This window comes from Lysobacter antibioticus (assembly GCF_001442535.1).
GTDB lineage: Bacteria > Pseudomonadota > Gammaproteobacteria > Xanthomonadales > Xanthomonadaceae > Lysobacter > Lysobacter antibioticus.
In genome coordinates, this window is the sequence record NZ_CP013141.1 from 552,128 (window position 1) to 563,159 (window position 11,032).

General features: G+C 68.1%; 11 protein-coding genes. 6 read left to right on the plus strand and 5 right to left on the minus strand.

What is annotated here, in order from left to right:
* The first annotated feature begins 37 nt into the window (after positions 1-37).
* The 3 genes from GLA29479_RS02280 (at position 38) to GLA29479_RS02290 (ending at position 3,371) form a co-directional block, all read left to right on the plus strand.
* Positions 38-2,113 carry a tetratricopeptide repeat protein gene (locus GLA29479_RS02280; protein WP_057970657.1) on the plus strand — a complete coding sequence of 692 codons (2,076 nt, stop codon included), beginning with the start codon at positions 38-40 and terminating at the stop codon, positions 2,111-2,113.
* A gap of 63 nt (positions 2,114-2,176) precedes the next feature.
* Entirely contained in the window at positions 2,177-2,803 is a 627-nt protein-coding gene (locus tag GLA29479_RS02285) for a YbhB/YbcL family Raf kinase inhibitor-like protein (RefSeq protein WP_057970658.1), read from the plus strand.
* Positions 2,804-2,897: 94 nt separating this feature from the next.
* Positions 2,898-3,371 carry an RDD family protein gene (locus GLA29479_RS02290; RefSeq protein WP_057919511.1) on the plus strand — a complete coding sequence of 158 codons (474 nt, stop codon included), beginning with the start codon at positions 2,898-2,900 and terminating at the stop codon, positions 3,369-3,371.
* Between the two features lie 24 nt (positions 3,372-3,395).
* Here the strand turns inward: GLA29479_RS02290 and GLA29479_RS02295 are convergent, their stop codons facing one another.
* The 5 genes from GLA29479_RS02295 to GLA29479_RS02315 form a co-directional block, all read right to left on the minus strand.
* Entirely contained in the window at positions 3,396-4,256 is an 861-nt protein-coding gene (locus GLA29479_RS02295) for an META and DUF4377 domain-containing protein (protein ID WP_057970659.1), read from the minus strand.
* A 98-nt stretch (positions 4,257-4,354) separates the two neighbouring features.
* Positions 4,355-5,284: a DUF4377 domain-containing protein gene (locus GLA29479_RS02300; protein WP_057970660.1), complete on the minus strand. Its 930-nt coding sequence runs from the start codon at positions 5,282-5,284 to the stop codon at positions 4,355-4,357.
* A 128-nt stretch (positions 5,285-5,412) separates the two neighbouring features.
* Positions 5,413-5,916 carry an META domain-containing protein gene (locus GLA29479_RS02305; RefSeq protein ID WP_057970661.1) on the minus strand — a complete coding sequence of 168 codons (504 nt, stop codon included), beginning with the start codon at positions 5,914-5,916 and terminating at the stop codon, positions 5,413-5,415.
* An 84-nt stretch (positions 5,917-6,000) separates the two neighbouring features.
* Positions 6,001-6,492: a DUF2750 domain-containing protein gene (locus GLA29479_RS02310; protein ID WP_057970662.1), complete on the minus strand. Its 492-nt coding sequence runs from the start codon at positions 6,490-6,492 to the stop codon at positions 6,001-6,003.
* 46 nt (positions 6,493-6,538) lie between these two features.
* Positions 6,539-7,345, minus strand: a complete 807-nt coding sequence (locus GLA29479_RS02315) for an undecaprenyl-diphosphate phosphatase (RefSeq protein WP_031373124.1) — start codon at positions 7,343-7,345, stop codon at positions 6,539-6,541.
* Positions 7,346-7,634: 289 nt separating this feature from the next.
* Here GLA29479_RS02315 and glnA point away from each other — a divergent pair, with 289 nt between their 5' ends.
* The 3 genes from glnA to GLA29479_RS02330 all read left to right on the plus strand — a co-directional run bounded on the left by glnA (position 7,635) and on the right by GLA29479_RS02330 (position 10,958).
* Entirely contained in the window at positions 7,635-9,044 is a 1,410-nt protein-coding gene (gene glnA / locus GLA29479_RS02320) for a type I glutamate--ammonia ligase (RefSeq protein ID WP_031373125.1), read from the plus strand.
* Between the two features lie 725 nt (positions 9,045-9,769).
* Positions 9,770-10,573, plus strand: a complete 804-nt coding sequence (locus GLA29479_RS02325) for a TorF family putative porin (RefSeq protein WP_082638224.1) — start codon at positions 9,770-9,772, stop codon at positions 10,571-10,573.
* A 46-nt stretch (positions 10,574-10,619) separates the two neighbouring features.
* A complete protein-coding gene (locus GLA29479_RS02330; RefSeq protein WP_031373127.1) occupies positions 10,620-10,958 on the plus strand; it encodes a P-II family nitrogen regulator in 339 nt (112 codons plus the stop codon).
* Positions 10,959-11,032: the final 74 nt, after the last annotated feature.

Consider the following 11,032-nt stretch of genomic DNA (forward strand, 5'->3'; position numbering starts at 1 on the left):
CTACAATTGCCGTTCTTATCCCACCCGAAGCACACGAATGTACGAACCCATCCTCGACGCCCTGCGCCGTGGCGCCACCGCGGAGGCGTTGTCCGCCGCCGAGCAGGCCGTGGCCGCAGACCCGCAAGACGCCGCCGCGCATCGCCTGCACGCCGCCGCGCTGCGTCTGGGCGGCGACCGCGAAGGCGCAGTCGCGGCGATCGACCGCGCGATCGGCCTGAACCCCGAGGATGCGCAACTGCATCTGGAACGCGCCGGCGCGCTGCTCGACGGCCGTCAGCTCGACGAGGCCCAGGCCGCGCTCGCCACCGCGATCGGGCTCGACCCCAATCAGTTCCCGGCCTATATCGTCAAAGCCCACCTCGCGATCGCGCGCGGCGACCTCGACGAAGCCGAGCGCCTCGGCCGTACCGCGGCGCGCATCGCCCCCGGCCATCCGCAGGTCGCCGCCGTTGAAGGTTCGCTGGCGCTGCGCCGCGGCGACAACGACCGCGCCCTGGCGGTGCTCAGCCAGGCCGCCTCGCTGGCGCCGGAAGACGCCCAGATCATCCATGCGCTCGCCTTCGCCTACCTCGCCAAGGGCCATCTGGCCTTCGCCGAGCAGGCCTTCCTGACCCTGGCCGAGCGTCAACCCGAGCAGCCCACGCTGCAGTTGATGATCGCCGACCTGATGCGCCGCCAGCAGCGCTTCGGCGAAGCCGCCGACCGCGTCGCCGCAGTGGCCCAGCGCGAGGATGCCGGTTTCGGCGTACAGCGTTGGCTCGGTGAGCTCGAACTCGACGCCGGCCGCCCCGAACGCGCGCTGCCGGCGCTGCGCTCGGCGCTGGCGGTGATTCCCGACGACCCGCGCACGCTCAACGCGATCATGGAAGCCTGGCGCCGCCTCGACGACGTCGACGATGCGCGTCGCACTCTCGAATCCGCGCTCGCCACCCACGCCGACCTGCCCAACCTGTGGCGCGCGCGCCTGGCCCTGGAGCCGTTCGCCGAAGCCGGCGCGATCGAGGTCATCGAGCGCTGGCAGAACGGCATGCCCGGTCACCTGGGCGCGCTGGAAGCGCGCGCGGCGGTGCACGACTACCTCGGCGAACACGCGCAGGCCGAAGCCATCGCCCATCGCATCGTCGAGCTGCATCCCGGCGACGTGCGCGCCGAGATGCGCATCGTCCAGGGCCTGGCCGAGACCGATCCCGACGCCGCCGCCGAACGCATCGAACGCCTGATCAGCCTGTCGCCCGATCCCTTGGTCAAGCGCGAGTTGCGCCAGTTGCTCGGGCGCGCCTTCGACCTGGCCGGCCAGCCCGAAGCGGCGGCCGCGACCTGGGCCGAGCTGCATGCCGAAGTCATCGACCAGCGCCTGCCGCGCAACGCCATCAGCCGTCGCAACGCCGCCGAATGGCCGGCGATGGCGCCGATCGCCGACGGCGCCCAAGGCGTGCTGTTGCTGTGGGGCGCGCCGGGCTCGCGGGTCGAGCGTTTCGCCCAGATGCTGACCGCGGTCGGCGCGCCGCTGCTGGTCGACCGCTATGGCGAACAACCGCCGACCGATCCGCTGCAACGTTACGGCACGGTCGAGGAATTGCTCGCCGGCTCGCTCGACCCGGCGTTCCTGGTCAAGATGTACCGCGCCGCCTTGCCCGCGCGCGGTGCCGCCGAAGGCCCGGTGTTCGACTGGCTGCTGTGGTGGGACAACGCCCTGCTGCGCGCACTGCGTCCTTACCTGCCCGAAGCGATGATGCTGATCGCGGTGCGCGACCCGCGCGACATGCTGCTCGACTGGCTGGCCTTCGGCAGCACCACGCCGTACGCGCTGGAAACGCCCGAGGCCGGCGCGCGCTGGCTGGCCCAGACCCTGGACCAGATCGTCGACCTGCACGAAGGCAATCTGTTCCCGCACAACCTGGTCAAGCTCGACGAGATCGTCGACGACCCGGGCGCGCTCGCTCAGGCCGTCGCCGACACCTTGCGCATCCAGGTGTCGCTGCCGAACGATCTGTCGCTCGGCGGCGCGCGCCTGGCGCCGGGCCGTTGGCGCGAGTACACCGGTCCGCTCGGCGAAGCCTTCGCCCTGCTCAAGCCGGTCGCCCGCCGCCTGGGCTACTCGGAAAACTGAGCCCCTAGCCTTATCCACGACATCGACGGCGCGCCCGACGCGCCGTCGCTCCAGGAGCCCGACATGCGTATCCACAGCAATAGTTTCGAGCACGGTAAGCCTCTGCCGGCCGAGTTCGCCGCCGGCCAGGCCACCGCCGAGGGTTTCGGCTTCGCCGCCAACCGCAATCCGCACCTGGCCTGGGACGGCGTGCCGGCCGGCACGCGCTCGTTCGCGCTGTTGTGCATCGACCCGGATGCGCCGACCGTGCCCGAGATGGTCGACCGCGACGACGTGCAGATCCCGGTCGACCAGGTGCGCGGCGATTTCTTTCATTGGGCGATGATCGACATCCCCGCCGCGGTCACCGAGATCGCCGCCGGCAGTTGCAGCGACGGCGTCACCGCGCACGGCAAGCAGAACCCGGCCGGTCCCGCGGGCTCGCGCCAGGGCATCAACGACTACACCGGCTGGTTCGTCGGCAACCCGGATCTGGCCGGCGACTGGTACGGCTACGACGGCGCCTTCCCGCCGCCGAACGATCTGCGCCTGCACCGCTATTTCTTCCGGGTGTTCGCCCTCGACGTCGAGCGCCTCGATCTCGACGCGCGTTTCACCGCCGGCGACGTGCTGCATGCGATCCAGGGGCACGTGCTCGGCCAGGCCACGACGTATGCGACGTATGCGCTGAATCCGGCGGTCGCCGGCTGATAGACGGCGGCGCGGCGCGATTGCGGGCAGGCCGCCGGCTGGCTAGAGTCCGCCGAGGCGGCCCGCTCCGGGACCGACAGGGAGCACGATCGACATGGACGACAACCCGTATCACGCACCGCAGACTGCGGTGCATCCGGACGAGCGCATGGCGCAGCTGGAAGCCGCGACTTTCCTGCGGCGTTTCTTCAACTACCTCATCGATTTCATCGCCTGCTATGCGGTCGGCTTCGTGCTTGCCTTCGCGTTGGCCTTGTTCGGCGGGGAAGGCGCGCTGGCTTCGATGGACGAGCCGAACTTTGTTCGCGACTACGCCATCGGCATCGGTCTGATGCTGGTCTACTACATCCCGCTCGAAGGCATGTTCGGCGTCACCGTCGGCAAGCTCATCACCGGCACCCGCGTCGTCGACGAGCAAGGGCGTCCGCCGAGCTGGGGCCAGGTGATCGGGCGCACCTTCGCGCGCCTGATCCCGTTCGAGCCGTTCTCGGTGCTGTTCTCGGACAGCCGCCGCCCCGCCGGCTGGCACGACCGCTTGCCGAAAACGCTGGTGGTGCGGACGCGCTGAGCGCAGCGCGTCCGCGGGAGCGGCTCAGGACTTCGGCGCGGGCACCAGTTCGCTCTCGACCACCATGTCGAGCACGTAGGCCACCGACGAGGCGTCGGCCGGCGGGTTCTTGATGTCGAACTTCTTGACCCGCACGACATTGCGCACGCCGGCTTCGTGCTGGTAGCCCTCGATGTCCTGGTACAGGAACTGCCACTCGCCCGGCGCCTGCGAGACGCCGTTGGCGTCGTAGCTGCGCTCGCGCACCCACAGGCACTGGTGCTTGGGCATCAGCGGATGCGGGCAGGTGCGGCGCTGCGCGTCGACCTCGAAGAACAGGGTCGCGCCGGCGCTGCCGTAACGGGTTTCCGCGGTCGGCTCGCCGCTCAGGCTGAGGGTGCTGCCCGAGGCGGTGGTCAGCCGCAGGCGCGGCTGCGGCGCCTCGCCTTCGATGGCGAACTTCGCATTGCCTTCGAGCTGCTTGGCGATCTCGCTGTCCATCTGCATCAGGCGCTGGTCCTGGCAGGCCATCAACGTGGTCTGGAACTGCTTGACCTCGATGCGGTCGCCCTTGAGCACGTACATCGCGCCGACATGGTTGCAGCCGCCGGACACGCCGAGGCGGTCCTTGACGAAGCTCAGCTGCAGGCCGTACTTGCCTTCGCGCTGGAGCGTGGCGATCGGCTTGCCGGCGCTGTCGGTGGCCGAGTCGAGATTCCACTTGTAGCCGCCCAGGTCGATGGCGGATTTTGCCGCAGCGGCCGGCTCGGCCGTGGCGGCGATGTCGCCGGCGGGCTTGGCGGTATCGCCCCCATTGCCGGTGTTGTGGGACGGCGCGGCGCAGGCGGCGAGCAGGGCGAGCGACAGCGCTGCGGCGGAGAAAGCGAGGGGGCGGGTGATGTTCATGGGGCGCGATGATCCAATGTTTGCTGCGAAGACAGGATCAACGGCCCTGCGCGGGCCATGGGGTTGGCCGCGTTCAGCCGCGGGTCGGCCAGGGCCGATCATTGGGCGACCGCTCCGCCTACGGTGCCGTTCTCTTCGGTCGGTTCCGGCGTCCACGGCGTGGCGTAGTCCAGCGCATACGCGCCCACGAGGCGGTCGCGCAGCCTCAGCGGGTAATGACGTACACGGACGAGTTCGTGCGCGCCGGGTGCGTGGCGATAGCCCTCGATCGGACCGAAGAACCGATACCACGCCGAGACCGGCGCACGTCGGCCCCGGACCGAGCGCAACTCGCGCACCGACATGCAGCGAGCGCCGCCGCCCGGCACGCCTTCGCAGCCGACTTCTTCCGCTGCGACCTCCAGCAGCCTCTCGACCGGTTGGCTGCCCCACAGCGCATCCTGCGTCTGCAAGACCAACTGGGTGCCGTTGCGGCTGGTCAAGCGCAGGCGCTGCCGCACGCCATGGCCCTCCAGGCGGTAGCGGTAAGGCGAGAGCAGGTGTTCGTGGACCGCGATCGAAGTCGCCTGGGCGAGATGGTTGAGACAGCCGAGGGTCTGTTGGACTTCATCGGACACCTCGACGACATCGCCGCGCAGGCGATAGTCGCCGGACATTTCGCCGCAGTGCCCGTCGATCGTCAGGCGTCCGTCGTCGCCGAACTCGAAATGGATCTGCGAGAACTCGTTCGGCTGCAGCTCCGGCAGTGCGCGGCCGTCGGCGGCGGTGGCGAGCAGGATTTGCCAGCGGTAGCCGACCAGCCCCTGTGGGCCTGGATCCGGTGTCGGCGTCGGCGGACGCTGCGTCACCGCGGCCGGGCGCGCGTCGCCCGGTTTGGCGGTGGGTTCGGGTTCGGTCGCCGCCGCCGCCGAAGTATGGCCGGGCAGATCGCCGCCGCCGCCGCTGCAGGCGGCCGTGAGCAGGGCGGCGACCAGTGTTAGCAGATGTGCGCGGCGGCAATGGGTGGAAGCGGAAGATGGCGAGGGCATGAGGGGCCTCCTTGGCGAGATGGCATAGCCTGGGTCGTGCGTGGGGTTGCGCGCCATCGCTGCGGCGCCGACAAATGCGAGTTCGGTCACGTTGCCGAAGAACGAAACAGGTCGCGCGCGAACGCGCTTCAGCGCGCCGGCGCGGCCGGCAGGCCGATCAACTGCATGCGCGCGCCGTCGTCCGCCGTGATGCGCAGGACCGGCGCGCGGCCATGCGCATCGATGGAGAAATGCGTGCCGATCAGGGGCTGGGCGAAAAAGGCGCGCTCCATCGCCGCGCCGTGGCGACAGCCCGCTACGGTCTGTACCGCGTCGAGCCGTCCGTCGTGCACGAGCCGTTCGCCTTCGACCCGATAGGCGCCGCTGAGGGTGTTGCAGGCCCCTTTCACTCGATAGCTGTCGTCGCCGAAGCGCACATGCAGGCCGCGTTTACGCGCTCCGCGCAGGTCGCGGACGCGGCGGCCTTGCGCATCGGTGGCCTCCAGCGGGTACCAGTCGAAGGCGCGCAACCAGCCGGCCTGGGTCTGCGGCAGCGAATACGTCGGGGCCGCGCGTTTCGATGCGGCGGCTGAGGACAGCGAACAGGCGGCGAGCGCCGTCGCGAGCACCGCGGCAGAACAGATCCTGTGCATGACGACTCCTTGTCGAAGGGGATGCGCTGCGCGCGCGACAGCGCCCGCCGGTCCTGGTCGAACGCGCCGGCGCGCCGTCCGGGGTCAGGACTTGGGCTTGGCGAACTTCTGCGCCAGTTCGCGCTGGGCGCGCTCCAGGTCGAGGGCGCCGGCGCCCTCGTCTTCCTGCTCGCTTTCGTCGGCGAGCACGGCGTCGATATGCCCCAGCAGTTCCGCCGCGGTAACCACCGCGCACTGCATCGTCGTGTTCGGAAACACGCCGACGCCGAGGCCGGCTTCGGTCAGCGCCGGCGCGGCCTTCGCGCGCCAGGTTTCCAGCTCGCGCAGCACCGGGGCATAGCCCTTGAGGTTCGGCGCGGCCGCCAGGGCGGCGCGCGCGGTGCCGGTCGAGGGCCATACCGGCAGCAGCTCCTGGCCGTCGGCGTCGAACAGGGTCAGGACGAACTCGCCGGACTCGGCGACCCACAACTGCCGGGTGCGCGCGATGGCCGCGACGAAGGCGGCATAGCGCTCGGGCCCGGACAACTGCGCGTAGTCGAGCAACTCTTGTTCGGCGGCGCGATCGGCTTCGTTCATGGCGGCTCCTGCCGGTGGGGCGATGCGGTCAGCTGGGGCGATGCGATCAACTGCCTGAGGGCATCAGCAGCAAGAGCGCTGCGCCGAACACGAAGCGGTAGATCGCGAACGCGGTGAAACGGTGGGTCTGGATATAGCGCAACAGCCACTTCACCGCGATGAAGGCGGTCACCGCCGAGGCGACGAACGCCACCGCGAGCGCGTTCCAGTCTTCGTTGGCGGCGGCGGGCGTGCCGAGCACGCCGAGCAGCTCGTAGCCGCTGGCCGCGAACATGGTCGGGATGCCGATCAGGAAGGTGAACTCGGTCGCCGCGGCGCGGCTGGTGGTGCCGGCCAACAGGGCGATGAAGATCGTCGCGCCCGAGCGCGAGGTGCCCGGGAACACGCCGGCGACGACCTGGGCGATGCCGACCAGGGTCGCGACGGTCCAGGTGATCTCGCTGCGTTCGCCGAGCGCGGCGGCGCGCTTGGCGGCGAAATGTTCGGCCGCGATCATCCACACGCCGCCCAGCACCAGCGCCCATGCGATCGGCAGCACTTGGTCGGGCAGGGAGAAGCCGGCCTTCTTGACCGCGATGCCGAGCACCGCGGTCACGCCGAAAGCGAGGGCGAGCTTGAACAGGTAGTCGCGGTTGTCGCGCTGACCGAAGCCGGTCGCCAGGGTCCACAGCCGGCGCCAGTAGATGACCACCACGGCGAGGATCGCGCCGGCCTGGATCGAGATGTTGAACAGGTCGGAGCGATGCCCGAGCCAGTGTTGCGCGATCAGCAGATGTCCGGTGCTGGAGATCGGCAGGAATTCGGTGATGCCTTCGATGATGCCGAGGAGCAGGGCGGCGAGCAGGTCGGTCATTAGGGGCGGGGGTCTTGGGTCGGGGAGTCGGGACGCCGGCGGCGCGATCGGGGGTTCGCGGCGGCGCGCCAGAATAACGGAAAGCGTGCTGCACTAACTTGGTGTGATTGCCTGCTTCGCTGCGCTTATATGGTGCGCTCGTGCGGCGGCGAATCGGGGATTTACTTTTATTTCATAGGCTTACGGGTGGCCAAAAGTTGGCATGACGCTTGCTTCCCTATAGGCAGGCGGCTTCAATGCCCTCGTGTTGCACGACTCTTTCACCCGACTCCCCATTCCCGGAACGAACATGTCTCTCGAACAGGTCGAAAAGCTCATCAAGGATCACAAGGTCGAATTCGTCGACCTGCGTTTCACCGACATGCGTGGCGTGCAGCACCACGTGACCTTCCCGAAGTCCATCGTCGAGCCCTCGCTGTTCGAAGACGGCAAGATGTTCGACGGTTCGTCGATCAGCGGCTGGAAGGGCATCAACGAGTCGGACATGATCCTGTTGCCAGATCCCTCGACCGCGTTCCTGGACCCGTTCACCGCCGATCCGACCGTCGTGCTGACCTGCGACATCCTCGACCCGGCGACCATGCAGGCCTACTCGCGCGACCCGCGCGGCGTCGCCAAGCGCGCCGAGGCCTACCTGAAGTCCAGCGGCGTCGCCGACCAGGCCTTCTTCGGTCCGGAACCCGAGTTCTTCATCTTCGACTCGGTGCGTTACGCCAATGAGATGGGCCACACCTTCTTCCATATCGATTCGGAAGAAGCCGCCTGGAACTCGGGCAAGGAATACGAAGGCGGCAACAGCGGTTACCGTCCGGGCGTGAAGGGTGGTTATTTCCCGGTCGCCCCGCTCGACTCGCTGCACGACATCCGCGCCGAGATGTGCAAGACCCTCGAGCAGGTCGGCATCGAAGTCGAAGTGCACCACCACGAAGTCGCCAACGCCGGCCAGTGCGAGATCGGCACCAAGTTCAACTCGCTGGTCGCCAAGGCCGACGAGCTGTTGACGATGAAGTACATCATCAAGAACGTCGCCCACCGCAACGGCAAGACCGCGACCTTCATGCCCAAGCCGATCGTCGGCGACAACGGCAGCGGCATGCACGTGCACCAGTCCTTCGCCAAGGGCGGCGTCAACCTGTTCAGCGGCGACGGCTACGGCGGCCTGTCGCAGATGGCGCTGTGGTACATCGGCGGCGTGTTCAAGCACGCGCGCGCGATCAACGCCTTCACCAACTCGGGCACCAACAGCTACAAGCGCCTGGTGCCGGGCTACGAAGCGCCGGTGATGCTGGCCTATTCGGCCCGCAACCGTTCGGCCAGCTGCCGTATTCCCTACGTGGCCAATCCGAAGGCGCGCCGCATCGAGATGCGCTTCCCCGACCCGATCCAGTCCGGCTACCTGACCTTCGCCGCACTGATGATGGCCGGCCTGGACGGCATCAAGAACCAGATCGACCCGGGCGCACCGAGCGACAAGGATCTCTACGATCTGCCGCCGGAAGAGGAGAAGGGCATCCCGACCGTGTGCCACTCGCTCGACCAGGCGCTCGAAGCGCTCGACAAGGACCGCGACTTCCTCAAGGCCGGCGGCGTGTTCACCGACGACTTCATCGACAGCTACATCTCGCTGAAGATGCAGGAAGTGACCAAGTTCCGCGCCGCGACCCACCCGCTCGAATACCAGATGTACTACGCCGTCTAAGGAGATTGCCGCAGATGTACATCGGGTCTTCGGATCGGCGGATGTCCGGCCCGGTCCATGCGGACCAGGCGCTCACCGGGCCGGAATGCGCTTCAACGCATTCCGGAAAGCTCCCGGCTCGCCCACTCGAATACCAGATGTACTACGCGGTCTGATCACATGAGCGCCTACGCCCTGCCGCCACCCGCCTGCCGTCCCGATCGCCCGCGCCGCTTCGATGCGGCGCGGCGGGATGCCACGCGGCGGCGCGCGGAGGCGATGCGCGAGATGCGGTGAACCAGCACACGGCCCGGGGCTAACGCTCCGGGCCGTGTCGCTTTCAGGGAAGACGAACCCACCCGGGCGACGCCACTCGCCCGCCAACCGCCCGATATCGGCCTGAGGTCGACGTCGCGGGAGCGGCTTGCCCGAACAAACCCAGGACACGCAACGCAAAGTCCCGGACCGAAAACCGAAGCAGAAACGCAAACCACGAAACCCAGAAACGATCGAACGAAGCAACGCAGCCGACGCGACGAGTACGCAGCCCTCGAGCCGCGACCGATCGACCCGCGCGATGCCAGGACGACCGCACCGACAGGAGGACAGCCATTCGACGCAGGCGCGGACCGCAGAGTCCGCCCGCGCGTCCATCTCCGGCACGAGCACGACGAAGGCGTCGACGCGGCCGGAGCGCAACGAAGCAATGACCGGGGAGGGGCCACCGCTTATGAGGAGCCTGCGTCATGTCGTTACATAGCAAAACCGAAAACGCCGCCGGCGCCGCCGGCAAGACCGTGCTGGCCAAGGCGGCGCTCGCCACCGCGCTCGCGTTCGCCGCGCTCGCGGCGACGACCGCGCATGCCGGAACCTCGGGCTCGGTGAGCCTGACCAGCGACTACCTGTTCCGTGGGGTGTCGCAGAACAACCAGAACCCCGCCCTGCAGGGCGGTATCGAGTACGCGCACGACAGCGGCTTCTACGTCGGTGCCTGGGGCAGCAACGTCAGTTGGCTGTCGGACACCGTCGTGATCGGCGACGACATTTCCAACAGCCTCGAACTCGACGGCTATGTCGGCTACCGCGGCAAGGCCGGCGAGCTGTTCTCCTACGACGTCGGCGTGCTGACCTATTACTACCCCGGCGACTACCCGAGCGGCTTCAACAGCCCCGACACCACCGAGATCTACCTCGGCGGCACGCTGGCGCCGTCGGAGACGGTGTCGGTCGGGCTCAAGTACTCCTATGCCGTGACCGACCTGTTCGGCTACGCCGACTCCGACGGCAGCGGCTACCTCGACGCCAACCTCAACTGGATCTTCCAGCCGGGCTGGACGCTCAACGTCCACGGCGGCAAGCAGTGGATCGAGCACAACAAGGACTTCGAGTACGCCGACTGGAAAGTGGGCGTGACCAAGAGCTTCGACAACGGCTTCTCGGTCGCCGCCGCCTACAGCGACACCGATGCCGAGCAGGCCTTGTACACCAACGCCCACGATAACTTCCTGGCCGACGACGCCTTCACCCTGACCGTGAGCAAGGCGTTCTGAGCACGCCCGGCGCACGACCGCACACGAACCACTACGGAGCTGCGAGATGAAACTGATCATTGCCATCATCCGCCCGTTCAAGCTCGACGAGGTGCGCGAGGCGCTGACGGAAGTCGGCGTATCGGGCATCACCGTCACCGAAGTCAAAGGCTTCGGACGCCAGAAGGGCCACACCGAGCTATACCGCGGCGCCGAGTACGTCGTCGATTTCCTGCCCAAACTCAAGATCGAGTGCGCCGTTCCCGACAGCCTGCTCGACGCGGCCTTGGAGTCGATCCAGAACGCCGCGCGCACCGGCAAGGTCGGCGACGGAAAAATCATCGTCCTGCCGGTCGAGAACACGGTGCGCATCCGCACCGGCGAACTCGACGACGACGCCCTGTGACCCTCCACGCGAGAAACGAAATGAAAGACACGACGATCGATTCCCGCTCGCGCGAGCGGATCACCCGCACCCTG